At 69.6% G+C, this 24,793-nt stretch carries 20 protein-coding genes; 8 read left to right on the forward strand and 12 right to left on the reverse strand.

Going from position 1 to position 24,793, the window contains the following annotated elements; genetic code table 11:
- Nucleotides 1-47 precede the first annotated feature (47 nt).
- Nucleotides 48-674, reverse strand: a complete 627-nt coding sequence (locus tag BOSE125_RS11515) for a hypothetical protein (RefSeq protein ID WP_159552668.1) — start codon at nt 672-674, stop codon at nt 48-50.
- Nucleotides 675-828: 154 nt separating this feature from the next.
- On the opposite strand from BOSE125_RS11515, the gene BOSE125_RS11520 reads away from it, so the two are divergent.
- Entirely contained in the window at nt 829-1,449 is a 621-nt protein-coding gene (locus BOSE125_RS11520; RefSeq protein WP_159552670.1) for a bifunctional 2-polyprenyl-6-hydroxyphenol methylase/3-demethylubiquinol 3-O-methyltransferase UbiG, read from the forward strand.
- A 52-nt stretch (nt 1,450-1,501) separates the two neighbouring features.
- Here the strand turns inward: BOSE125_RS11520 and BOSE125_RS11525 are convergent, their stop codons facing one another.
- Both BOSE125_RS11525 and BOSE125_RS11530 read right to left on the reverse strand, forming a co-directional pair.
- Nucleotides 1,502-2,059, reverse strand: coding sequence for a VOC family protein (locus tag BOSE125_RS11525; protein ID WP_159552672.1), 558 nt, complete (start codon nt 2,057-2,059; stop codon nt 1,502-1,504).
- Between the two features lie 86 nt (nt 2,060-2,145).
- A complete protein-coding gene (locus BOSE125_RS11530; protein WP_159552674.1) occupies nt 2,146-3,807 on the reverse strand; it encodes an alpha/beta-hydrolase family protein in 1,662 nt (553 codons plus the stop codon).
- A 73-nt stretch (nt 3,808-3,880) separates the two neighbouring features.
- Here BOSE125_RS11530 and BOSE125_RS11535 point away from each other — a divergent pair, with 73 nt between their 5' ends.
- On the forward strand, nt 3,881-4,645 hold the full coding sequence (locus BOSE125_RS11535) for a DedA family protein (protein ID WP_159552676.1): 765 nt from the start codon (nt 3,881-3,883) through the stop codon (nt 4,643-4,645).
- 12 nt (nt 4,646-4,657) lie between these two features.
- Here the strand turns inward: BOSE125_RS11535 and BOSE125_RS11540 are convergent, their stop codons facing one another.
- Nucleotides 4,658-5,098, reverse strand: coding sequence for a YccF domain-containing protein (locus BOSE125_RS11540; RefSeq protein WP_159552678.1), 441 nt, complete (start codon nt 5,096-5,098; stop codon nt 4,658-4,660).
- A gap of 65 nt (nt 5,099-5,163) precedes the next feature.
- On the opposite strand from BOSE125_RS11540, the gene BOSE125_RS11545 reads away from it, so the two are divergent.
- From BOSE125_RS11545 to BOSE125_RS11555, 3 genes are all read left to right on the forward strand, one after another.
- Entirely contained in the window at nt 5,164-7,335 is a 2,172-nt protein-coding gene (locus BOSE125_RS11545; RefSeq protein ID WP_159552680.1) for a penicillin-binding transpeptidase domain-containing protein, read from the forward strand.
- Between the two features lie 49 nt (nt 7,336-7,384).
- Nucleotides 7,385-8,314 (forward strand): tRNA (guanosine(46)-N7)-methyltransferase TrmB, encoded by a 930-nt coding sequence (trmB, locus tag BOSE125_RS11550; protein WP_159552682.1) that lies wholly within the window; start codon nt 7,385-7,387, stop codon nt 8,312-8,314.
- Nucleotides 8,315-8,514: 200 nt separating this feature from the next.
- Nucleotides 8,515-10,521, forward strand: coding sequence for a BCCT family transporter (locus tag BOSE125_RS11555; protein ID WP_236557941.1), 2,007 nt, complete (start codon nt 8,515-8,517; stop codon nt 10,519-10,521).
- Nucleotides 10,522-10,648: 127 nt separating this feature from the next.
- Here the strand turns inward: BOSE125_RS11555 and BOSE125_RS11560 are convergent, their stop codons facing one another.
- The 5 genes from BOSE125_RS11560 to dnaK form a co-directional block, all read right to left on the reverse strand.
- Complete coding sequence (locus tag BOSE125_RS11560) at nt 10,649-11,737, reverse strand: alpha/beta hydrolase (RefSeq protein WP_236557942.1); 1,089 nt, start codon at nt 11,735-11,737, stop codon at nt 10,649-10,651.
- Nucleotides 11,719-12,339, reverse strand: coding sequence for a heat shock protein transcriptional repressor HspR (locus tag BOSE125_RS18255; protein WP_371300595.1), 621 nt, complete (start codon nt 12,337-12,339; stop codon nt 11,719-11,721). Before BOSE125_RS18255 ends, BOSE125_RS11560 begins: the two co-directional genes overlap by 19 nt.
- Nucleotides 12,336-13,298: a DnaJ C-terminal domain-containing protein gene (locus tag BOSE125_RS11570; RefSeq protein ID WP_159552684.1), complete on the reverse strand. Its 963-nt coding sequence runs from the start codon at nt 13,296-13,298 to the stop codon at nt 12,336-12,338. Before BOSE125_RS11570 ends, BOSE125_RS18255 begins: the two co-directional genes overlap by 4 nt.
- Before the next feature lie 32 nt (nt 13,299-13,330).
- Nucleotides 13,331-14,038 (reverse strand): nucleotide exchange factor GrpE, encoded by a 708-nt coding sequence (locus BOSE125_RS11575; protein ID WP_159552686.1) that lies wholly within the window; start codon nt 14,036-14,038, stop codon nt 13,331-13,333.
- A gap of 146 nt (nt 14,039-14,184) precedes the next feature.
- Complete coding sequence (gene dnaK, locus BOSE125_RS11580) at nt 14,185-16,077, reverse strand: molecular chaperone DnaK (protein WP_159552688.1); 1,893 nt, start codon at nt 16,075-16,077, stop codon at nt 14,185-14,187.
- A gap of 431 nt (nt 16,078-16,508) precedes the next feature.
- Between dnaK and BOSE125_RS11585 the strand changes: the two genes are divergently transcribed.
- The gene (locus BOSE125_RS11585; RefSeq protein WP_159552690.1) at nt 16,509-17,093 is read left to right on the forward strand and encodes a Dps family protein; all 585 of its coding nucleotides are present in this window, start codon (nt 16,509-16,511) and stop codon (nt 17,091-17,093) included.
- A gap of 71 nt (nt 17,094-17,164) precedes the next feature.
- On the opposite strand, the gene BOSE125_RS11590 is transcribed toward BOSE125_RS11585, so the two are convergent.
- Nucleotides 17,165-19,555 (reverse strand): MMPL family transporter, encoded by a 2,391-nt coding sequence (locus BOSE125_RS11590; protein ID WP_159552692.1) that lies wholly within the window; start codon nt 19,553-19,555, stop codon nt 17,165-17,167.
- Nucleotides 19,556-19,667: 112 nt separating this feature from the next.
- Between BOSE125_RS11590 and BOSE125_RS11595 the strand changes: the two genes are divergently transcribed.
- Nucleotides 19,668-20,165: a MarR family winged helix-turn-helix transcriptional regulator gene (locus tag BOSE125_RS11595; RefSeq protein WP_159552694.1), complete on the forward strand. Its 498-nt coding sequence runs from the start codon at nt 19,668-19,670 to the stop codon at nt 20,163-20,165.
- Nucleotides 20,162-22,540 (forward strand): chorismate-binding protein, encoded by a 2,379-nt coding sequence (locus BOSE125_RS11600; protein ID WP_159552696.1) that lies wholly within the window; start codon nt 20,162-20,164, stop codon nt 22,538-22,540. Before BOSE125_RS11595 ends, BOSE125_RS11600 begins: the two co-directional genes overlap by 4 nt.
- Nucleotides 22,541-22,550: 10 nt before the next feature.
- On the opposite strand, the gene cls is transcribed toward BOSE125_RS11600, so the two are convergent.
- Nucleotides 22,551-24,050 carry a cardiolipin synthase gene (cls, locus tag BOSE125_RS11605; RefSeq protein WP_159552698.1) on the reverse strand — a complete coding sequence of 500 codons (1,500 nt, stop codon included), beginning with the start codon at nt 24,048-24,050 and terminating at the stop codon, nt 22,551-22,553.
- Between the two features lie 9 nt (nt 24,051-24,059).
- A complete protein-coding gene (locus BOSE125_RS11610; protein WP_159552700.1) occupies nt 24,060-24,671 on the reverse strand; it encodes a TetR/AcrR family transcriptional regulator in 612 nt (203 codons plus the stop codon).
- Nucleotides 24,672-24,793: the final 122 nt, after the last annotated feature.

Below are 24,793 nucleotides of genomic sequence, written 5' to 3' on the forward strand. Positions count from 1 at the left end.
CCGAGGACGGGCCATCATGACGCTCCGCTGACATCAGCGGTGCGAGATCAGATCTTCTTGCGGGCCTGCTGCATCTCCTTGCGGGCGGTGCGCAGCGCCTCGGTCTGCTCCACGCGAGCCTTGTTGATGGCCTCGGCCTTCTCCGCGGCGGCAGCACGGATGGTCTCCGCCTGCTCCTCCTTGGCTGCCTCGATCGCGGAGACCTTGGCCTCCTTGGCAATCTCCAGCTTGTGGGCCCGCTTGGACGCCGCGGCGTTCTTGCGGCCGGTGCGGTTCACGGCACCGTCCACCATCAGGGCGGTGCCGATGCCGAAGAGGAACACGTCCTTGGCCACGGCGGTGCCCTGCTCGGAGGGGCGGATGCCGTCCGACTCGGTCATGAAGTCGGTGTTCTTGTACATCGCCAGCAGGCCGCCGGAGAAGGCGGTCAGGGCGGCACCGGCCAGCCAGCCCGGCACGAACGGCAACAGGCAGGCGGCGCCGATGCCGATCTCGGAGGCGCTGATGAACTGCTTGAACTGCTTCGGGGTCAGGTCCTTGAGGAATGGAAGGCCGTTGGCTCCCAGGTCCCTCATCTGTTCAGCCTGCTCCTCCGTGAGCTTGGTCTTGTTGATGCCCGAGTTCAGGATGAAGGCTCCGGCGGTCAGCCGAAGCGGGAGCTGCGCGATGCTCATGGGTTTTCCTTCCGAAGGTCTTCTCTGGTTCCAAGGTCAGCCTATAGGCACATGGGGCCCTCGGGGAGACCGATCGGTAACCTCGGTCCATCGTGGCCGGGCCAACCCAGATCAACCCGGGCGGACGTGGGCAGCCAGGGGCGATACTGGGGTGATGGATGAGAACGCGAGCCAGAACCTCTGGGCCACCATGGTGGCCAACGATCCCGAGCACTCCCGCCGCTATGCCGAGCGCTGGCGCCGCCTCGCCTCCGAGGGTATGGACCTGGACGGAGAGGCCCGGCTCATCGATGCGATGGCCTCCCGCGGCTCCCGGATCCTCGATGCCGGCTGCGGCACCGGCCGCGTGGGCGGTTACCTGGCGCGGAGCGGCCATCAGGTGACGGGCGTGGACTTGGACGAGCACCTCATCGAGGTCGCGAACGAGGACCATCCCGAGGCCGACTGGTACGTGGTGGATCTCGAGTCACTGGACGCGGAGGCCCTGGCCGCCCTGGGCGAGTCCGAGCCGTTCGACCTCGTCTTCTCCGCCGGCAACGTCTTCGGCTTCCTCTCCCCGGCCTCACGCGGGGACGTAATGCGCCACCTGCGTGGCCTGCTGCGGGACGGCGGCCGTGCGGTGATCGGCTTCGGAGCCGGGCGCGGCTATGACTTCGCCGATTTCGTGGACGACGCCGGCCGGGCCGGCTTCCACTGCCAAGGCCGGTTCTCCTCGTGGCAGCTCGACCCCTTCACCGACGACGCCGACTTCCTCGTCGCGGTCCTCTCCCGCTGATCCCCACTGCGGCCCGACTGCGGACCACTGCGGCCCGGCATTCAGGCGCCGGCTATTCCTCCTCGGCTCCGTAGGCGTCCTTGGCCGCATCCATCAGGCCCTCGATGCTGAACTTCGTCATGCCCATCATGGTGCTCTGCACCCGAGCCGCCGCGTCCTGGTCCTCGCCGGCCAGCAACTCGAACAGCACCTGCGGGACCACCTGCCACCGCACCCCGTAGCGGTCAGTGACCCACCCGCAGGCCACCTCCTGCCCGCCTCCTGCCGTCAGGGCCGTCCAGAAGTGGTCGATCTCCTGCTGGTTCGCACACAGGACCTGGAAGGAGACGGCGTCCGTGTAGGGCACCGGTTCGGTCGAGCCGTTGAGCGACACGAAACGCTGGCCGTCCAGCGTGAAGTCCACCGTCAGCACCTCGCCGCGCTCCAGCACGGTCTCCCCCTGCGGTGCCACGTCGATGTTGCTGCGGTGGACAGCGCCCATGTGGGTGTCCGGACGGTATCCGGCGAAGGCCTCCACATAGAACCGGGCGGCCTCCTCCGCCTGCCCGGTGAACCACAGGCAGGTGACGAGCTGGTGTGCGGTGGCGGTGGTCGGGCGTGGCGCGCTCATACGTCCAGTGTCCGCCTCCCAGCCGAGGCGGGTCCACCGTTCGCCGTCAGCCAGACACCGGCAGACCCAGGCAGATTCGAACGGGCTCAGGCGTAGTTCGGAACGATCGTCCGGCGGATCGCCTGGGCGATGGTCGAGTAGTCCGTCAGCGGGTCCTGGCCCAGGACGGCGGCCCAGTACTGGAGCATGTCCTCCACGTAGCGGTGACCGTGGCCGCCGGGCACGGCCACGGACTGCGGCATGTCCGAGGCCACCTGCCAGAACGTCACCCAGGGCTGCCACTGCAGGCTGCGGGAGACATCCGAGCCGGCCTTTTCCTTGGCCCAGTCGGGCTTGCGCCACAGCAGCTCCGGGCTCCACCACACCACAGGGTCGGAGGCGTGCTGGGCCACCACGATGCGGGGACTGTCCCACGCGCCGTAGGGGACACCGGTGACATCGGTGACCAGGTCTTCCGGCCGCGTCGCGAAACGGACGTGCCGGCCGTCGTCGATCACGGGTGCGATCTCCGGGGTACCCCGCCGGCGGAACGGCACGAGGGACTCCCAGAACTCGGCGAACCGCGGCAGGCCGGACCAGACGGCACCGTCCACGCGGCCGATCATGTCCTCAAGGCTCTCGAAGGCCTTGGTGCCTCCGAGCGCGCCCAGCGATTCTCCGCCGACCAGCAGCTTCGGCCGGCGCTCCGGGGGTCGTTGTTCCAGCTCCTCCTCGATCGCGCCGAGCAGGGTGCTGGCGGCCAGCACGGGTGAGATCCGGTCGGCGACGAAGGCCACGCCGGAGGGCAGGTAGGTGTACTGCATGGACGCCAGTGCGCAATTGCCGCCGGTGAGGAACTCCACGGAGGAGGCGGACCATTCCTGCAGCCAGCCGGTCCCCGTGGTGGTCAGCACCAGGAGCACGTCGCGGTCGAAACCCCCGGTGCGGTGCAGTTCGGCGACGACGGCGGCCGCGGTCTGCTGCAGGTCCCGCCCCTCACGCCACCCGGCATAGGCCCGGATGGGTGTCAGGGCCGGCTTGCCGGTGGCCTCTTCGATGTCCACGGCGCGGGGGCCGTCCGAGACGACGGCCTGCCCCTTGGCGCCCAGGGTGCTCCAGTCCTCGAAGGAGGCGGCGGAGCCGGAGCGTTCGGGTTCCACCGGGGGGACCCGGCCCGGCAGCAGCTTGGCGTTGGTCTCCTGGGCGGTCTTGGACAGCCACTCCAGGAGCCGGCGGTAGACCACCTTGTCCAGCACGAATGCCGTCCCCGTGGCCGTGGCCCCCGCGCCGATGGCGGCGGCGACCGGGGCGGGCATCACCGGCTTGAGCGCCGAGGAGAGGTTGGTGGCGATCGCGTTGATGCCCCGGCCGACCGAGACGAGTCCGGCGGTCAGGGCCAAGCCGCCGACCACGCCCACCACGTGCTCTCGGCTGCGGATGGGGCGGGCTTCCATCAGGCCGGCGATCTCGGTCTGGGCCCTGAGGTTGCGCAGCCAGGACAGCCCGCTGACGCCGAACATGAGCCACGGCAGGATCTCGGTGGCGGGCCGGGCCTTCTCCTCGTCGATCCTGATCTCGATCCCGAGCTGCCGGCCGACGGCCCGGGCCGCTGCCGTCCCGGCGGCGCCGACCACATAGCCGAACGTCTGGGATATCCCGGTGTTCAAAGCCGTCATCCACCACGTGCGCGGAATGAAACTGGGGGACAGTGAGACCCAACTCATGACGTGGGCTCCGACCAGCCCGGCCGCGTCGGGTTTGAAACGCATGCCTCCCATTATGCCCGCCCTCCTCGGCCCGTCGGTTCGGTGTTCGGCCCTGTGGTCCGGGACAATGGTGCGCATGACGCTTTCGATCGCCACCGCATCAGCCGCCGGGTCCGCCACCGGGTCCACGGGCGAGGCCTCCTACGGCTGGCTCGGTGACATCGTCGTCTCGATCATGGAGACCATCGGCCCGATCGGTGTGGCGCTCGCGGTCTTCGCCGAGAACCTCTTCCCGCCGATCCCCTCGGAGCTGATCCTGCCCCTGGCCGGCTTCACCGCGGCCGGCGGTTCCTTCAGCCCGTGGGAGGCCCTGATCTGGGCCACCGTGGGTTCCGTGCTGGGCGCCCTCATGCTCTACGGGCTCGGCGCGTGGCTGGGCCGCCGGCGGCTGTACAGGATCGCCGACTGGCTGCCGCTCGTGGACATCGAGGACGTCGAGAAGACCGAGCGCTGGTTCAACCGCCACGGCTACTGGACCGTGCTGCTGGGCCGCATGGTCCCGATCTTCCGTTCGCTGATCTCCATCCCCGCCGGCATCGAGCGCATGAACCTGTGGCTGTTCACCCTCTTCACGCTGATCGGCTCCGGCATCTGGAACACCATCTTCGTCTGGGCGGGCTTCCAGCTCGGGGACAACTGGCACCTGGTGTCCGACTACGCGGACGTCTTCTCCAACCTCGTGCTGGTCGCCGTGATCGTCTTCATCGCCTGGTGGGTGACCGCCCGCATCCTGCGCAACCGCCGGCGCGCCAAGGACCCGAACTATGTGCCGCCCTCGGCAGACGAGGCCGTGGCCCGCATGGAGGCGCTCCTCGCCGATTCCCAGCACGGCCGCAAGTAGCGCTCCGGCGGGTTACCGGTAGCCGGCCTGGGCGGCCGGGAGGTACTGCGGCAGTGAGCGTGCCTCACCGGAGTCCATGACCTTCTTGCCCAGGGGCAGGAGCGAGACCGGGATCATGCGCAGGTTGGCGATGCCCAACGGGATGCCGATGATCGAGATGAACATGGGGATGGCGGTCAGCACGTGGCCGATGGCGATCCAGACGCCGGCCACGATGAACCAGATGATGTTCCCCAGGCCGGTGAAGACGCCCATGCCCGGCTGCGTGTCCACCACCACGCGGCCGAAGGGCCACAGGGCGTACCCGGCGATCCGGAACGAGGCGATGCCGAAGGGGATGGTGACAATGAGGATGCAGCAGACGAGTCCGGCCAGGAAGTAGCCCACGGCCAGCCACAGGCCGCCGAAGACCAGCCAGATGATGTTGAGGATGAGATTCAGGGGACGATTCATGTGCCCATGCTCCCAGCAGGTCCGGGTCAGCGGCTACTCTGGCGGGAGCCTTGTCAGGAGATTTCATGCAGAACCACCAGTCAGCGGGCCGTTCCCGTCCTCTCCAGCCGTCCAGCCGGGCTGCCCGTCCTCACGGTTCCGCCCGCTTCGGCCGTCCCGCGGCGGTGCTGGGCTTCTCCGCCGTCATGGTGCTGACAGCCACCGGTTGCTTCGGTGACTCCCGCCCCGCCCCACAGGAGACCGCCACCGCCCTGGCCGGCGCGATCTCTGCGGGCGACTACTCCACCGTGTCCCTGACACCGGAGTCCGAGGACGTCCCCGAGCAGCTCACCGAGGCGCTGGCGGACCTGGAGGACGTGGACCGCACGGTCACCGTGGCCTCTGCTGAGGTGGACGGCGAGGACAACGACCGTGCCACCGCCACCCTGACCGTCGACTGGCAGCTCGATGGCGACGATGCTGATGAAGATGCCGAGGCCAGCACCGGCGAGGGCCCCGGTGCCAGCGGCGAAGCCAGCAGCAGTCCCGAAGCCAGCGCAGGCACTGGATCGGAGCGGACCTGGTCCTATGAGACCACCGCCGAGATGCGGTGGGACGAGGAGGCCCAGGAATGGCTCGTGGAGTTGGCCCCGGAGACGGTCGTGCCGCAACTGGCCGAGGGCGGCACCGTCAACCTCACGACCGTCCCCGCCGAGCGTGGCAGCATCCTCGACGCCGCGGGAGAGGAACTCATGATGGAACGGGATGTGGCCATCCTTGGACTGGACAAGTCCCACCTTGAAGCGGATGACCCCGATGCCCTGGCCGATGCCGCCCGCCAGGTGGCCGAGGTCGCCGGCGTGGACGAGGACGCGTTCGTGGCGCAAGCTGAGGCCGCCGGGGAGAAGGCCTTCGTGCAGGCCATCACCGTGCGCAACAACGGGGACACCGAGATCCCGGCAGACCGGTTGCTGGCCATCCCGGGCGGCCGGATCCTCGAGGACACCGCCGTACTGGCTCCCACCCGCGCCTTCGCGCGGGACGTGCTGGGCACCTACGGTGAACCCGACGCCGAGCAGGTCGAGGCCTCCGAGGGCGAGTTGGAGGCCGGAGTCGAGGTCGGCCTGTCCGGCCTGCAGGCCACGTGGGAGGACCACCTGGCCGGCACCCCCGGGGTGCAGATCACCATCGACAACCCGGACCAGCCGGACACCGGTGCGTCCGGGACGGGCAGCTCCAACTCCCCCAGCACTACAGCGGCCGCCTCGCCGACGGCACCGGAAGGGCCGGTCTTCAGCACCGATCCGGCCCCGGGCCAGGACCTGACATCCACGCTGAACCGGCGCGTGCAGGAGGAGGCCGAGGCCGTCGTCGCCGCCTCGGACGTGCCGGCCGGCCTGGTGGCCCTACGGCCCTCGGACGGGCAGGTGCTCGCCGCGGCCTCCAGTCCTGAGGGGTGGCCCGTGGCCGTGTCCGGATCCTACGCACCGGGCTCCACGTTCAAGGTCGTCACCGCCCTGGCCATGCTGCGGTCCGGAATCGCCCCCGGGGACACGGTGCAGTGCCCCGAGACGCTCAATGTGGGCGGCATGGTGGTGGGCAACTATGACGGTTACCCTGATGCGTCCGTGGGCGAGATCCCGTTCTCCGAGGCCTTCGCCGAGTCTTGCAACACCGTCTTCGTGGGCGCTCACGAGGAGGTCAGCGCCGCCGACGAGGCCGAGGCCGCCGAGGCCCTGGGGCTGACTGCCGAGCCGGTGACCGGGCTCGATTCCGCCTTCCTCGGTTCCATCCCGGACGACTCCACCGGAACCGAGCACGCCGCCAATCTCTTCGGCCAGGGCGTCGTGGAGGCCTCGCCGCTGGGCATGGCCACCGTGGCCGCCTCAGTGGCCGCCGGGCACACGGTCCGCCCCCTCTTCGTGACCGATCCGGCCGTGGAGGCGCCCGCTGCCCCGGAGTCAGGGGTCACCGCCGAGGAGGCCGAGCAGCTGCAGGCACTGATGGCCGGGGTGGTGGAGACCGGCACCGCCGAGATGCTGCAGGACGTCCCGGGTGCCCCCGTGCTGGCCAAGACCGGCACGGCCCAGTTCGTCGCCGATGGTGAGGACCTGGCCCACACCTGGCTGGTCGCGGTCCACGGTGACCTGGCGGTGGCCCTGTTCTTCAACGAGGGGCTCGGCGGCGGCCATGACAACGGTCCGGTGGTCCGGGACTTCCTGACCGCCGTGGAGGAGATCATCCCCTCAGAGGGGTGAACCGCTGACCAGCTCCCCCCACTGATCTCCCGGTACCCTTGAAGTCCTCATGACCAGCGAACATCCAGCCCCCGCGCAGCACGCCCACGGGCACAACAATCGACCCGATCCGGAGCTCTACCGCACCGAGCCGGTGTCCTTCGTGCGCCGCGGCGAGCGGTTGAACCCGCGCCGCCAGAAGACGTGGGATCGTTCCCACGGCAAGTTCATCGTGGAGGTGCCCCGGGACCGCGCCACCACGTCCGTGGCCGAGGGCACGGACATCCACTGGGACCAGGTCTTCGGCCGCACCGCCCCGCTCGTGGTGGACATCGGCTCCGGCCTCGGGGAGTCCACGGCCCAGGGGGCGATCGACCACCCGGAGTGGGACTTCATCTCGGTGGAGGTCTACACCCCCGGTCTCGCCGCCCTGCTCGTGCGCGTGGAGGACGAGGGTCTGGAGAACGTCCGCGGTGTCCAGGCGAACGCCCCCGAGGTCCTGGACCGTCTGCTACCAGCCGGCTCGGTGCAGGAGATCTGGGTGTTCTTCCCGGATCCGTGGCACAAGACCCGCCACCACAAGCGCCGCCTCGTCAGCCCCGCCTTCGCCGACCGCGTGGCCCGGGTCCTGGCCCCGGGCGGCGTGCTGCGCCTGGCTACGGACTGGTCCAGTTACGCCGTGCACATGCGCGCGGCCATGGAGGCCCACCCGCAGTTGGCCAACGCCCATCCGGGCCGCGCCACCGGCGAGGACTCACCGTTGACCAGGGTCCGGCTGGAGGGCAGGGAACTGGAGGTCGGGGCACAACCCCTCGCACCCCGCACCGGCTCGGCTCGTGCCGGGGTCAGCGAGGCGAGTACAGGGGCCGGCCTGGAAGACCCCGTGGACCACGAGGGTGGCTGGGCGCCCCGGTTCGAGGGCCGCCCGCTGACCAGTTTCGAGAACAAGGCACTGCGCGCGGGACGGCTCGTGTTCGATCTCACGTACCTCCGTCTCTAGCCGCCTGCCCGCACCGGAGTAGAGCCTTCGGCAGATCGCTCCGAGGCACCGCTCCGGCGCCCCCGCTTTTGCGCCAGAACCATCGGACAGGGATACTGGGAGGCCGAATCATCCACCGGCCTCCCCCAGGGCGCCAGCGAAGCGCCCGGCAGGTCCGGTCTGCGCGTTACCCTGGGCGGGTCACAATCGAAGGGACCCCGGTGCCCGACACCACCCCCTCCTCTGCCACACCCGGTCTGCCGAAGAGTCCGCTGGAGACGTCCGGCGCCGTCGGGATGTACCCGCACGACATCCACCCCGGCCTGGTGCCAGGCATCGGCGTGGACGAGCAGCGCAACCGCTTCGGCCTGGACAAGGTCGTCTTCGGTGTCACGGGACTGCTGATCGTCGCGTTCGTGGCGTGGGGCGTGATGGCGCCGGAGTCCGTGTCCGAGGTCTCCACGGCGGCCTTCGGCTGGTCCATGACCAATGCCGGCTGGCTGCTGAACATCACCGCGATCGTATCCCTCGGCGCCATGCTCTACATCGGCTTCAGCCGTTTCGGCAAGATCCGGTTGGGCCGTGATGACGAGGAACCCGAGTTCTCGCGGTTCTCGTGGGTGGCCATGATGTTCGGCGCGGGGATCGGCGTCGGGATCTTCTTCTTCGGCCCGTCCGAGCCCCTGTCCCACTACCTCGCGCCTCCGCCGGACACCGTGGCCGCCGGCACGGACTCCGCCCTACACCAGGCCATGGCACAGTCGCACTTCCACTGGGGCCTGCACGCCTGGGCCATGTACGCCCTGGTGGGCGGCGCCATCGCCTACGCCTCCTACCGCCGCGGCCGCGTGCCGCTGATCAGCTCGGTGTTCCGCACCCTGTTCGGCGCCCGCCACACAGACGGCCTCGCGGGCAAGGTGGTGGACATCTTCGCCATCATCGCCACCCTGTTCGGCACCGCGGCCACACTCGGCCTGGCCGCCATCCAGATCGGCGAGGGCGTCCAGATCGTCGCCGGCGCCGGCGCGCTGGGCAACAACGGGCTCATCATCATCATCGGGATCCTGACGATGGCCTTCATCGTCAGCGCCGTGTCCGGCGTGGCCCGTGGCATCCGCTACCTGTCCAACATCAACATCCTGATGACCCTGGGCCTGATCCTGTTCGTGTTCATCGCCGGGCCCACCCTGTTCCTACTGAACCTGCTGCCCTCCGGGGTGATGGAGTACGCGGACGAGATGTTCTCCATGATGGGCAAGTCGCTGTCCTGGGGCGCGGACACCGTGGAGTTCCAGTCCTTCTGGACGGCGTTCTACTGGGCCTGGTGGATCGCCTGGACCCCGTTCGTGGGTGTGTTCATCGCCCGCATCTCCCGCGGGCGCACCCTGCGCGAGTTCGTGGTGGTGGTGATGGGCGTGCCGACCTCCATCCTGGTGTTTGCCTTCACCGTCTTCGGCGGGGCCGCCATCTGGATGAACCGCAACGGGGTGGAGGGGATGGACGGCGAGGCCTCCGCGGAGTCGCTGCTGTTCTCCCTGTTCGCCCAGTTGCCGCTGGCCCAGATCACCCCGGTCGTCGTGATCGTGGTGCTGGCCATCTTCTTCATCACCTCGGCGGACTCGGCGTCCGTGGTGATGGGCACCATGTCCTCCCGCGGCAATCCGGAGCCCAACAAGCTCGTGGTCATCTTCTGGGGCCTGTGCATGATGGGCATCGCCGTGGTCATGCTGCTGGCCGGCGGCGAGACCGTGCTGACAGCGCTGCAGAACCTGACCATCCTGATCGCCCTGCCGTTCTCCGTCATCCTGTTGCTGATGGTCGTGGCGTTCCTGCGGGACCTGTCCACGGACCCCGAGGCCATCCGCCGCGACTACGCCAAGACGGCCATCAACAATGCCGTGCGCCGCGGCATCGAGGAGCACGGCGACGACTTCGAGCTCTCCGTGCGCGAGGCCCCCGAGGGCCGCGGCGCCGGTGCCGACTTCGACTCCACCTCAGATCAGGTCACCGAGTGGTACCAGCGCACCGACGAGGAGGGTCAGCCGGTCGACTACGACTATGAGACCGGCACCTACGCCGACGGCTGGACGCCGGAAGGCACCGAGCACCTCGCCACCACGGCCAGCACCACCGCTGACGCCAGCGCTGACGAGGTATCCAGCCAGGACCAGGCCCCGGACCCCGGTGCCCAGGGCCGCCGGCCGGGCCAGGGAACGTCCACCAGCTGACACCGGCACTGCCCTGCCCTGACTGCCACTGAGACAGTCAGCCAGTGCGAAGCGCCCCGTTCTCCGCCGGCTACCGGCGGAGAACGGGGCGTTCTTGTCTTCCGGTAGCACCCGGACGAGTCGAGACTCAGTCGAGGGGCAGACCCGCCGTCGCACGGGCGATGCGGTACAGCGACGTGGTTCCCACGTCCCGGTAGCCGAAGCCGCGGTGAAGCGGACCGGAATCAGGCCGATGCCGCGATGTGTTGTGCCCGATCACGCCGGCGAGACCACGCGAGTCATCTGCCCCGACCTGGAGCGGCGTGAACCGGGTCCAGGGTGGCCTCCGCGAGAGCAGCCGCCCTAGCCGGGACAGGTAATCGGTCTCCGCCAGGGCGAGGTAGATGTGCTCGGCCGTCAGCCCCAGCTTCCCCGGGTCCCCCGCCAGATCACGGGGCAGGCCCACCACGCCGGACACCACCAGCGCGTCCAGCCTGCGCGGCGGCTCGCGGCGCTGCAGGATCTGCAGGGCCCGCGCGGCCACCACGCTCCCGTAGGAATGGGCTTCCACGGCAGTGTGCGGGAGCGCCGACGACCCGGTCTCAACGGCGGGGGCGGAGCCCGAAGCGAGCCGCTCGCGGTAGTCGAACCAGCCGTCCAGGTGACGTGCCAGCCGGGCGCCGCCGCGCAGGGCGGACTGTCCGGACAGCACGCCCCAGGGGCCGGGCGGGTGATAGCCGAGCCAGGCCACCACGCACGGCCGTGGTGCCCCTGCCTCCCGCTGGGCGGCCCACAATTGGCCGGCCTCCCGGACGGCCCCCCACATGGCGGTGTGCACGAAGATCCCCATGCCGGAGACCTGCCAGGTCAGATGGCTGGCGGTGGACGGCTCCCCCACGGCGATGGCGGCGGCGGCCGGTCGCAGGGTGGTGCCGAGGTCATAGGCCAGCAGATGCCGCTCGGGGTAGGAGCGGTCCATGGAGCCCGGTTTCAGGGCGTGCACCAGACCGTCCAGGGCGGATCTCTGGCGCGGGCCCAGGCTCTGGCGGCGGCGCATGTCCGCCCGGAGGCGGGCCCGAGTGGCATCCCGCTCGGCGGCGTCCCAGATGTCCCGGCGAGCAACCGGCGCGACCTGTTTGTCAGGCGTGTGCGGCTTGTCAGGCGTGACCGGCCCGTCAGGCGCGACCGGCTCAGCAGGCTCCGCCGGTTGCTCCGGCCTCAGCCCTGGCGTTTCCATATCCGCACCGTGGACGTCGTGCCAGGACGCGGTTCCGATCCCTCGGCGGGGTAGTCCCGGTTCCCGGCGGTGATCCCAGAGGCGGGGCCGGAGCCGGCGGTGATCTCGAAGATGCCGGGAGCGGCGGACAGAGCCGCGGCCGGACGGCGCCATCGGGCGGCCCGGCGGGCGCGCTCGATGGTGGCCGCCGTCTCCTTGTCCCGGGCTCGGGAGGCGTGCCGCGATCCCTCCGAGCCGGCGTCGAAGGTACTGGTCACGTCCCCGGTGGCTCCGGCGGTGAACACGCGGGGGTAGCGGGCGTAGGCGTGGAACGCCTGGATCTGCCCGGCGAGCTCCGCCACGGTGTTCTGCAACTGCTCGACCTCGCCCTGCAACTCCACGATCCGGCGGATGCCCTCCAGGGAGACGCCGTCCCGGCTGAGCTGCTGGATGGTGCGGAGGCGGTCCACGTCCTGACGCGAATAGCGGCGCTGCCGGCCACCCTGGCGCCGCGGGACCACCAGTCCGATCCGGTCATACTGGCGCAGGGTCTGCGGATGCATGTCCGCCAGCTCGGCTGCCACCGAGATGACGTAGATCGGCTCCTCCCAGAACGTGGTCACAGCCGGGCCTTGTCCGCCAGCCCCGTCCTCGGATGGTGTCCCGTGGTCGCGGCGGCGAAGGCCTCCACGGCGGCACGGGCGTCATCGGACAGAGCGGTGGGCACCTCGACCTGGAGCTCGACCAGGAGGTCTCCGGCCGGCGTCGAGCCCTTGGCGGACTTCACGCCGCGGCCCTTGACGCGCAGCACGCGCCCAGAGGATGAGCCGGCGGGAACCTTGACCTTCACGGAGCCGTCCAGCGTAGGCACCTCGATCGTGGCGCCGAGGGCAGCCTCGTTGAAGGAGATGGGCACCTGAACGCGCAGGTTGTTCCCGTCGCGGTGGAAGAACGGGTGGTCCTTCACGCTGACAGTGACGATCAGGTCACCGGCGCCAGCGGCCCCGGGCGAGCCCTTGCCACGCGAGCGGACCTTCTGGCCGTCCTTGATGCCGGCGGGAATCCGGACGTCGATGACCTCGCCGTCCGCCGCACGCAGGGAGATGGTGGTGCCACGCATGGCGCCGGCGAAGGAGATGCTCGTACTGGCGGTGCGATCCGCGCCCTTGGTCGGAGGGCCGCCGAAGCCACCGAACAGATCGGCGAACTCAGGCGGGATGTCCCCGGTGGTCGGCCCGGAACGTCCGCGGCCGGCGCCGGGGTTGAACAGTCCGCCGAACATATCCTCGAAACCGCCGCCGGCAGGGCCGCCCGCGCCGGAACCGGGCGCGGAGAACCGCGCCCCGGACCCCATCGCCCGGATCGCGTCATACTGCTGACGCTCCTCCGGGTCGGAGAGCACGGAGTTGGCCTCCGTGACCTCCTTGAACTTCTTCTCGGCGGCATCGTCACCGGGATTCTGGTCCGGATGGTACTTGCGGGCCAGCTTCCGGTAGGCCTTCTTGATGTCCGCTTCCGAGGCGTCCTTGGAGACACCGAGGACGGCGTAGAAGTCCTTGTCCACCCAATCCTGTGAGGCCATGGTGCCTCCTTTCCTGTCTGACGGAGGTCTGGTCAGCCTTCGCCGGCGGAGACCATCACCTGGGCCGCGCGCAGGACGCGCTCACCGCGGAGGTAGCCGTTGCGGAAGACCTGGACGACGTGCTCCTCCGGGATCTCCTGGCTCGGCTGACGCAGCATGGCCTCATGGCGGGTCGGATCGAACGGCTGGCCGACCAGGGATTCCTGGTCCTGCCGCTCCAGCCCGAAGCCGGTGAGCACCGTGCTGAACTTGGTGGCGATCGCGGCGAACGGGCCCTCGGTGAGGTCCCCCGCGGCGCGCGCCGCGTCCAGGTCGTCCAGCACGGGCAGCAGGGCCGTCAGGACGGACTGGATGGCGTTGTCCTTGGACACGTCCCGGTCCCGGTCCACGCGGCGCTTGTAGTTCACGAACTCGGCCTGGACGCGCAACAGGTCGTTGCGCAGCTCCTCCTCGCGGGCCGTCGCGCCGGCCAGCTCCGGGTCCTGGGCGCCGGTGACACCTTCGTCCGAGGCGTCAGCGACGCTGTTGAGGATCTGCTCGGCCTGGGAGAGCGCGTCTCCGTCCGCATCCGCCGCACCGGAGCCGGCGTCCTGGTCAGTGTTGGTTCGTTCTTCAGCGGCGTCGGCGGGCTGGCCCGCCGGTTCGCGGACCTTCCCGGTCATCGGGTCGATCCGGCGCTTGTCCTGGAAGCTCACCGGCTCCTCGCGCTCGCGGTCTTCTTCATTACCGTGGTTCGGCATGGTCTGGGTCCTTTCCTCCGGTAGCCCCGGGGCCGGCCGGCCCTGCCCTGACGGTGCAGGGACAGGGGCCGACCGGCCCGGGTCCGGTGGCCCGCCGTCGGACGACGGGCCGGTATCAGCTAGGGATCAACGACGTTGGACGGGCCTTACTTGGACTCGCCGTCCTTCGGCTCCTCCTCGTCCACGACCTCGGCGTCGACGATGTCCTCGTCCTCGCCGGCCGTGCCGGAGTCGGCACCGGAGGCACCCTCGGCCCCGGCAGCGCCGGCTTCTGAGGCCTGGGAGGCGTACAGAGCCTCACCGATCTTGGTCTGGGACGCCTGCAGCTTCTCGTAGGCGGCCTTCACCTCATCGTCGCTCTCTCCACCGGCCGGCTTCTCCAGGGCGGCCTTGAGGGCGTCGACGTCGGCCTGGACCTCGGTCTTGATGTCCTCGGGCAGCTTGTCCCCGTTGTCCGCGAGCAGCTTGTCCACGGAGTACGCGGTCTGCTCGGCCTGGTTGCGGCGGTCGGCGGCCTCGCGGCGCTCCTTGTCCTCCGCGGCGTGGGCCTCGGCGTCCTTCACCATGCGGTCGATGTCGTCATCGGACAGCGAGGTGCCGCCGGTGATGGTCATGGACTGCTCGGTGCCGGTGCCCTTGTCCTTCGCGGAGACGTGGACGATGCCGTTGGCGTCGATGTCGAAGGTGACCTCGACCTGCGGCATGCCACGCGGGGCCGGGGCGATCCCGGTCAGCTCGAAGGTGCCCAGCGGCTTGTTGTCCCGGGTGAACTCGCGCTCGCCCTGGAAGACCTGGATGGACACGGAGGGCTGGTTGTCCTCGGCGGTCGTGAAGGTCTCCGACCGCTTGGTCGGGATCGCGGTGTTGCGCTCGATGAGCTTGGTCATCACGCCACCCTTGGTCTCGATGCCCAGAGACAGCGGGGTGACGTCGATCAGCAGCACGTCCTTGCGCTCACCGGCGAGCACACCGGCCTGCAGGGCAGCGCCCACGGCCACGACCTCGTCCGGGTTGACGCCCTTGTTCGGCTCCTGACCGCCGGTCATCTCGGTGACGAGCTCCGCCACGGCCGGCATACGGGTGGAACCGCCGACGAGGACCACGTGGTCGATGTCCTTGACGGACACGCCGGCTTCCTTGATGACGTCCTCGAACGGCTTGCGGGTGCGCTCGAGCAGGTCCTTGGTCAGGTCCTGGAACTTGGCACGGGACAGGTGCTCGTCCAGGTGCACCGGCCCGTCCGCGGTCACGGACAGGTACTGCAGCGAGATGTTGGTGGAAGTGGCGGAGGACAGTTCCTTCTTGGCCTGCTCCGCCGCTTCCTTCAGACGCTGCAGGGCGATCTTGTCCTTGGACAGGTCGGCACCCTTGGACTTGGCCTGGGTCAGCAGCCAGTCGACGACCCGCTGATCCCAGTCGTCGCCGCCGAGGCGGTTGTCACCGGAGGTGGAGCGGACCTGGATGGTGGAGAAGTCATCCTCATCCTTGCCCACCTCGAGCAGGGAGACATCGAAGGTGCCGCCGCCGAGGTCGAAGACCAGGATGAGCTCATCCTCCTTGCCCTTCTCCAGGCCGTAGGCCAGCGCGGCAGCCGTCGGCTCGTTGATGATGCGGGAGACCTTGAGTCCGGCGATCTCGCCGGCCTCCTTGGTGGCCTGACGCTCAGCGTCGTTGAAGTAGGCCGGCACGGTGATGACCGCGTCGGTGACCTTCTCGCCCAGGTAGTCCTCGGCGTCGTGCTTGAGCTTCATCAGGGTGCGCGCGGAGATCTCCTGCGCGGTGTACTTCTTGCCATCCATCTCGGTGCTCCAGTCAGTGCCCATGTGGCGCTTGACGGAGGCGAGGGTGCGCTCGGGGTTGTTCACGGCCTGGCGCTTGGCGATCTCACCGACGAGGACCTCGCCGGACTTCGAGAAGGCGACGACGGACGGGGTGGTCCGGGAGCCTTCGGCATTGGCGATGACGACGGGGTCGCCACCCTCCAGGACGGAGACGACAGAGTTGGTGGTGCCGAGGTCGATTCCCACTGCACGGGACATGGGCGGTTCCTTTCCTTGACGGACGATTCGAGGGCTGCAAGAGCCGGACGCCGCATGGTGCCGGACTGACGGCCGGGGCCTGCGGGCTTCCCCGCCATCCAGTCACCTGAGCGTTCAAGACTCAAGGTTTCATGCCCAGGAGGTCTCTGTCAATCTGCCTTGAGTCACCCTGACTCAACTTTGCCTTCGATGTGGACAACCACAGGTTTCCGGCTTTCATTCCCGGCGGGCCCACGGAGGCCCTTCGCCCACACCCGGCGGTGGCATTTGAGGAGCGTCACGGCTGACCCCGGGCCTGTTTTGAGTAAGTCACATTAACGAAGGTGAGGCTTCGTTGCCTTGCGGGCAAGTTAACGGGGTGTTTGAGTGAGGGCATCGACACAGCGGCGCAATGCAGTACCGACAGTCGGCGCCGCACGAAAGGAGTCACGATGGCAGCGAAAAACAGCAAGGCCAAGGACGCCCAGGCCAAGTACACCGTGCCCGGTCTGGAGATCGAGGACGGGCACCGCGTCGCCGAAATCCTCCAGATGCGTCTCCATGCCCTCAACGACCTTCAGCTGACGCTCAAGCACGCCCATTGGAACGTGGTCGGTCCGAACTTCATCGGCGTCCACGAGATGCTCGACCCCCAGATCGACGAGGTCCGCGCCGCCGTCGACGTCATCGCCGAGCGCATCGCCACGCTCGGGGTATCCCCCGGGGGCACCCCTGGCGCGCTGGTGGCTGAGCGGACCTGGGATGACTACTCCCTGGGCCGGGCGGACACCATTGAGCACATCGCCGCGCTGGACCAGGTCTACGACGGCGTGATCGCCGACCACCGCAACGCCATCGACGAGACCGGCAAGCTGGACCCGATCACCGAGGACATCCTCATCGGACAGACCGGGGACCTGGAGCAGTTCCAGTGGTTCCTGCGCTCCTTCCTCACCAACGCCGCCGGCGAGCTGAGCACGGCGGGCGCCACCACGGAGAAGAGTGCGGCCAAGCAGGGTGCTGCCAAGAAGTCCTGATCACCGCGTGGCACAGAGACCGCGTGGGACATAGCAGGGCCCCGTCATCATGATGACGGGGCCCTGCTGTTTCACCTGGTCCTGGCCAGCTTGGAGGGCCACCAGACCTTCGGCCCGATGTCATACGTGAGCGCCGGAACCACGAGTGAGCGGACCAGGAAGGTGTCCAGCAGGACGCCGAAGGCCACGATGAACGCCAGTTGCACCATGAACATCAGCGGGATGACCACGAGCGCTGCGAAGGTGGCCGCCAGCACGACCCCGGCCGAGGTGATGACGCCACCGGTCACCGTCAGGGCCTTGAGCACCCCGGCCCGGGTGCCGAGGGAGAACGCCTCCTCCCGGGCCCTGGTCATGAGGAAGATCGTGTAGTCCACGCCGAGCGCCACGAGGAACACGAAACCGTAGAGCGGCACGGTGGGATCTGCTCCCGAGAAGCCCAGCACGTGGTTGAACACCAGCGCCGAGACGCCGATGGCGGTACCGAAGCTGAGCACGGTGGCCAGCACCAGCAGGACCGGCGCGATGACGGAGCGCAACAGCACCATGAGGATGACCAGCACCACGATCAGCACGAGCGGGATGATGGTCCGCACGTCGGCCTGCGCCGTGGTGTTGGTGTCCAGGTTGGTGGCGGTGGTCCCGCCCACCAGGATTCCCGGGTCCACGGCGTGCAGGCCCTCCCGGAGCGCGACGACGGTCTGCTCGGCCTCCATGGAGTCCGCGGCATCCGCGAGGGTCGCCTGCAGGTAGACGCGGCCGTCGACCTCGAGCGGCTCGGCCGGCGGACCGCCCTGTCCGGCCCCCTCCGGGGCGCCTGCGGTTTCGCCTGCAGGTCCTGCCGGGCCGCCGCCTTCGGCGGTGAGGTAGGCGGAGGCGACGCCGTCCGTGGTCTGGACGTCCTCGAGGACCTCGTCCGCACGGTCTGCGGGGGCGATGATCGTGGCCGGGGCACCGGTGCCGGCGTCGAAGTGGTCTTCGAGCACCACCTGCCCGGCCTTGCCGTCACTCTCGCCCAGCAGGACTTCGGTCTGCGGGACGCCACTGGCCTGGAGCTGGGTGATGCCCGCCGCTCCGACCAGCAGCACCGCGGCGGTGACCATCCACACGGCGCGGGGACGGCGGGCCACCAGGGCGCCGATCCTGGTCCACACCCCGTGGTTGGACTCCAGTCCGCGGATCGGCGTGCCGGCGGCATCGACGGGCTGGCGGAATCGGGCGTCCTTGCGGGACACGGTGCCCGGCCGGGGAATTGAGGGCCAGAAGGCCGCACGTCCCACGAGGTAGAGCACCGCCGGCAGGAAGGACAGTGATGCCGCCCAGGCCAGGACGATGCCCGAGGCCGCGATCGGGCCGAGGGACCGGTTCGAGTTGAGGTCCGAGAAGAGCAGGCACAACAGGGCAATCGCCACCGTGGCCGCCGAGGCGGTGATGGGCTCGAAGGAACCCTTCCAGGCGTTCCGCACCGCCGTGGCCACCTTCGTCCGGACGCGCAGCTCCTCCCGGTAGCGGGCCACCATCAGCAGGGAGTAGTCCGTGGCGGCGCCGATCACGAGGATCGAGAGAATCCCCTGCGACTGGCCGTTCAAAGCGATCCACCCCTCAGCGGCCATCCAGTAGATCGCGAGGATGGCCACGCACAGGGCCGCCACGGAGTTGAACAGCACCAGCAGGGGCAGCAGTACGGAGCGGTAGACCAGCACCAGGATCACGAACACCACGCTGAGGGCCACGGCCAGCAGGATCCCGTCAATGCCGGCGAACGCACCAGCCAGGTCGGCAGCAAGTCCGGCGGGCCCGGCCACGTGGATCTCGGCTCCGTCCAGACCCCCATTGCCGGCACCGGTCAGGTCCGCCTGGGAGTTGGCGGCCACGGCCCGCAAGTCCTCGACCACCGCATCCGACTCGGCCGACTCCGTGTTGACCAGGGCGATGTACTGCACGGCCTCCCGATCCTCCGAGGGCACCGGGCCGATGACCTGGTCCACGCCCTCCACCGCGCCGAGTTCCTCACCGAATCCGGCCAGCGCCTGCATCTCACCGGCAGACTCGGCACCTTCGGCGAGCGCCTGCCCGTCCGGCAGCCCGAGGACCACGAGGGCGGGGATCTGCTCACTGTCCGTGAACCGGGAGACCCATTCCCCGGCCTGCGTGGATTCGGCGGAGGCCGGCAGGAACGTGGACTGGTCATTGGAGGAGACCTCCCCGAGCTTGCCGAAGGTCGGTCCACCCAGGCCGGTGCCGGCCAACCAGGCCAGGACCAGGACGGACGCGGCCACCACCCGGATCCACACCGTGCCCCAGGGACGCTTCTTCTCCTGACCCGAACGGCGGTCCGGCCGGTTCTCTGGCCGGGTCTCGGCGCGGTGATCAGGCCGACGATCTGACTGGAGGTCTGACTGATGGCCCGGCTGGATGTCGGCGGCTTCGGGCTCGGCCCGATGTCGGGGGTTCTCTGGCATGGGCACTACGCTACCTCATTCACTCGATGATCGAGATACCTGCTCTCGAGTTATCTCCTGGTCACTGCCGCTCAGTAGACTGGAGCGTCAGACACCGGCGGAAGGAGGGCCCATGTCGCAGTCCGGCCAGGAGTCCGCCGAGCTCTTTCAGTTGATCCATGCCTTGCGCCGGTATGCCGAGGTGGCGGACCGGACCGTCGATGCCGCCGGCCACCGCAGCGGCCTGCACCGCACCGACCTGCGCGCCCTGACCATCCTCATGCAACGGCAGGCGGCCGGCCTGAACACCAGCCCCACCGATCTCGGGCGGATGCTGAGCCTCACCTCGGCCTCCACCACGGCCCTCGTGGACCGCCTGGTCGCCAACGGCCACGCCCAGCGCACCCCCTCCACCACGGACCGGCGCCGGGTCAGCATCTCCCACACGGACACCGCCGCCGTGGACGGCCGGAAGATCTTCATGCCGATGGCCCGCACCATGACCGACCGCCTGTCCGGATTCACACCGGAGCAGATGCAGACCGCCATCGAAGTCCTGGCGGCGGCCACCGAGGCCCTCGACTCCTTCGAGGCCCAGGCGGCCCCTCCACCTCCCCACGTCCAGTCATGACATCCACCGCTGGTTCCGAACCCCGCACGGAGGCCGCGGGAGGACGCCTGCGAGCTCCCCTCCTGCTGGCGATCGATGGCCGCTCCGGCGCAGGCAAGACCTCCCTCGCCGTGGAGACGGCAGCCGTGTTGCGGCCCCACCTGGAGGTGGCCGTCTTCCACCTGGACTCCATCTATCCCGGTTGGGACGGCCTCGCCGACTCCCTGGACACCTACGTCCACGAGGTCGTCGCCCCGCTAGCCCAGGGCCGCACCGCGCAGTGGACCTGGTGGGACTGGACAGCCGATGCGCCGGGACGCGCGGATGTCACTCCGCCGGCCGACGTCGTGATCCTCGAAGGCGTGGGGGCGGGGAACCGGAACGCCCGTCCGCACCTGGATGCCGTGGCCTGGGTGGCCATGGATGACGGCGAGCGCCAGCGGCGCGCGCTGCGGCGTGACGGCGAGACCTTCGCCGCACACTGGGAGCGGTGGGCCGCGCAGGAGGACGCCTACCTGGCCGGGGACGAGGTGGCGGAGGCGGCCTGGCTGACCCTCAACGGCCACGGACCCACGCCGCGGGCCGCGGCCGACCTGGTGGAGGGCCTGCGCTCCCTGCCCGGCTGGGAGGCAGCGCTCGCCCTCGTGCCGGCGCCCGGCCCGCCCCAGTGGGAACGCCGCACCCTGGCCACCGCCGCCGAGCCGAGGGCGCTCTTCGCCGCCATGGGCGGCCCGGACGCCGCGACCGCCCTGCTGCTGGAGAGTTCGGACCGGGACGTGACGCCCGCACCGGAGCGCAGCCGGCACTCCCTCATCGGCCTGGCCACCGATTCCTCGACCGTCGCGACCCACACGAGCGGCGTCACCACCGTCTCCTCCGGCCTGCTCACCCTGCGGCGCCCCGGTGCGTTCTTCCCGTGGCTGGCCACCGTCTGGCCTGGCGGCCCCAGCACCGGGCACCCCGCGGCAGGGCACGACGCCGGCCCGGCAGGCCTGGGAGCGCCCGGCACCCCCGGCCGTGCGGGTGGTGTAGGCCATCCGGGCGACTCCGGTCCTGCGGACAGTCCTTTCCAGCCCGGCTGGATGGGCTGGATCGGCTACGGCATCAAGCGCGAGGCCGGTTCCCCGGACGGGGCGGCAACGCTGGCCGCGGCCGCCGACGAGGCGGCGCCGGCCGTACCCGAGGCACTGCTGTTCCACCCGGAGCGGGGCGCCAGCGTGGACCACATGGCCGGCACCACCACCCTCTTCTGGTCTGCCGACGATCCGGGCGGGCCCGAGTGGGCGGACCGGGTGACGGATGGATTGCGCGAGGGGCTGTCGCAGGGGCTCCCGGACGGGCTGTCGGCTGAGCGTTCGGAGGGGGAGCCGGCCGACCGCGCGGAGGGCCGGGCCGCCGCAGCACCCGCCACTCCCCCGGTCTTCACCGTGCGGGACACCCGTGAGGAATACCTCACCAAGATCCGGGCGGCCCAGCAGCAGATCCACGAGGGGAACACCTACGAGGTCTGCCTGACCACGGCCCTGGAGTCCACGGTGGACGCCTTCGACGGCTGGTCCACCTACCGGCGGCTCGCCGAGGCGAACCGGGCCCCGTTCACCCTGTACCTGCGCGCCCAGGTGGCCAGGGCCGGCGTCGGGCGCGGAGCCGAGACGGGCAGCGGGACTCAGACCGGGGGCGGGCCGGTACAGATCCTCTCCACCAGCCCCGAGCGGTTCCTCTCGGTCTCCTCGAGTGCGGCGGGAGGCTGGCTGGTGACGGAGCCGATCAAGGGAACGCGCCCGCGCGGGGCCACGCCGGACAAGGACCGCGCGCTGGCCGAGGAGCTGGCCTCCTCCCCCAAGGACCGGGCCGAGAACATCATGATCACGGACCTGGCCCGTAACGACCTCTCGCGGTTCGCCCGGCCGGGGACACTGGCGACCACGCGGGTGTGCGCGATCGAGTCGTACCCGACGGTGCACCAGATGGTCTCCACGGTGACCGCCCAGCTGCAGCCCGGAGTGCCGCGGGCCGATGCGCTCGCCGCGGCCTTCCCGCCCGGGTCGATGACGGGCGCCCCGAAGATCTCCACCATGGACATCCTCGAGGACCTCGAGGCGGGGCCGCGCGGGGTGTACTCCGGGGTGGCCGGCTATCTCTCCGCCGATGGCGCGGCCGACCTGAACGTACTGATCCGCACGCTGGTCGCGGTGCCGGCGCCGTCTGCAGCGGGGGAACCGGTGGAGTCGGCAGGGCCGGCGTCGGCCGTGCGGGACACCGGGCGCACGCACCTCTCGCTTGGCGTGGGCGGGGCGATCACCTCGGACTCCGTACCGGAGGAGGAATGGGACGAGGTGCGCACCAAGGCCCACGGCGTGCTCCGGGTGCTCGGCTCGGCCTTCCCGGACGCCTGACCGGGACGGGTCACTGCAGGGCGGAGGTCAGGCGGAACACGTTGTCCACCCAACGCTGGGCCCGCGGCCGGGCCTGCCATTCCGCCAGGGTCAGCTCCTCGGACACGGCCCGGTAGTCCTCGATCACGGGTTGCAGCGCCTCCACCGTCTCGGAGCCCACGGTCAGCACCGAGACCTCCATGTTCAGGGAGAAGGAGCGCATGTCCATGTTGGAGGAGCCGAAGACCGCCACGTCGTTGTCCACGGTGAACAGCTTGGCGTGCAGCACATTGGGGTCCGGATAGCGGAAGATCCGGATGCCGGCCTTCAACAGGGCGTCGTAGTAGGACTGCTGGGCGTGGTGGACCATGAACTGGTCCGCCTTGCGGCAGACGAACAGCTCCACGTCCACCCCGCGCTGGGCCGCGGTGGTCAGGGCGTAGAGCATCGAGTCGTCCGGCACCAGGTACGGCGAGACCACCACGAGGCGATCCCGGGCGGAGTAGAACAGATGGTTGAACACGCGCAGGTTGTTCTCATTGGAGAATCCGGGGCCGGAGGGGATGACCTGGGCGATGCTGCCGTCGTCCACCTCCAGCTCAGCCGGGTCGGGTTCGCGGAATCGACCTTCGAGCTCGTCTCCGGTCTCGGCGAACCAGTCGGTCACGAACACCACGTCGAGTGAGGCGACCACGGGGCCGGTGATGCGGCTCATCAGGTCCACCCATTCCCGGCCTATGGCATGGGACGAGGCCCGCTTGTAGCCGGGCTCCACGAGGTTCTGCGAGCCGGTGTAGCCCACCAGCCCGTCCACGATGAGGATCTTGCGGTGATTGCGCAGGTCCGGGCGTTGGTACTTGCCACGCCAGGGCAGCACGGGCATCGCCAGCTGGTATTCGAGCCCCGCCGCATCCAACCGGCGCCGCAGCTGCCGGTAGCCCTTGACCCGCATCGAGCCGATGTGGTCGAAGAGGATCCGCACCGTCACGCCCCGGGCATGGGCCCGCTCCAGGGCCTCGAGCACCACGGAGGCGTACCCCTGCCGGTCCTTCGGGTCGTCCGCGAGGATGTAGAAGATCAGGTGGACGTAGTCCTGGGCCCGGTCGATGTCCGCGGCCATCCTCTGCATGGACGCCCGGTAGTCGGTGAGGTACTCGAACTCGTTGCCGTCCAGCATCGGGAAGCTCGTCAGGTTCCGGGTCAACCGCGCCGCCGACACCACATACCGCGGTGCCATGCCGGCGTCATTGGGCAGCTGCAGGTGGGCGGTGGCCTGGCCGAGCGCCTCGTTGACCGCCTTCTGGCGGGATCGGCGCTGGCCCCCGAGCCGGAAGGAGCCCAACAGCAGGAACAGGATGAGGCCGGGCAGTGGCAGGAAGAAGATGATGAGCAGCCACGCCATCGCCACCGCGGGGCGGCGGCCACCCGGGACGATGCCGAGCAGCAGGATGCGGATGCCGACGTCGACGATCCAGAAGATGACTGTCAGCCAGTCGGGGAAGATGCCGAACTCGGCGGTGGGCCAGAGCATCACCCCAGCCTACGGTGAGTCAGGTCTCCCAGCCGGGACCACGAGGTCCAACAGCTGGTCGATCCACTCGGTGGTCAGGGGCCGGGAGAACATCAGGCGCAGCAGCAGACTCGCTCCCACCGTCTCGGCGAGGAACTGCGGCGGCGCGGCCAGTACCCCCGGATGATTCCGGTCGTGCTCCTGGAACCGGGCGTCCAGCCCGGCCATGATCGGCTGCACCAAGGCCGAGTGCATGGCGGCGGAGGTCTCCCCGGCGGAGGTCAGGGCGGACATGATCGTCTGGATGAGGCGGGAGACCTCCGGCTCCTCGATCTCGGATTTGAGCGCCGCGAGCCAGGCGCCCAGGTCGCCGCGCAGATCACCGGTGTCCTGGGGCACCCCGAGGGGCATCTCCAGGAAACCCTCGGCCAGGGCCTCGACGACCACGCCGGCCTTGGAGCCCCACCAGCGGTAGATGGTCTGCTTGCCGACTCCCGCCGCGGCGGCGATCCCCTCGACCGTGAGTTCCTGGAAACCGCAGCCGACCATCAGGTCCGCCGCCGCTTCCAGCACGGCTACGCGCGACTTCTCGCTGCGCGGCCGGCCCCGGTGCTCCACCGGCTTCTCCGCCCCGACGCTCAATGACGTCCTCCTGCTCTGGTGACCTGTCCGCCAAACTGATGTGTTCGCCAGCCTATGACCTGCCGTTCGTGGCCCATCTCACATCGGTCATTTCGATACGAGACGTTGCGTCTATTATAGTC

It is taken from the genome of Citricoccus sp. K5 (genome assembly GCF_902506195.1).
Lineage (GTDB): Bacteria > Actinomycetota > Actinomycetes > Actinomycetales > Micrococcaceae > Citricoccus.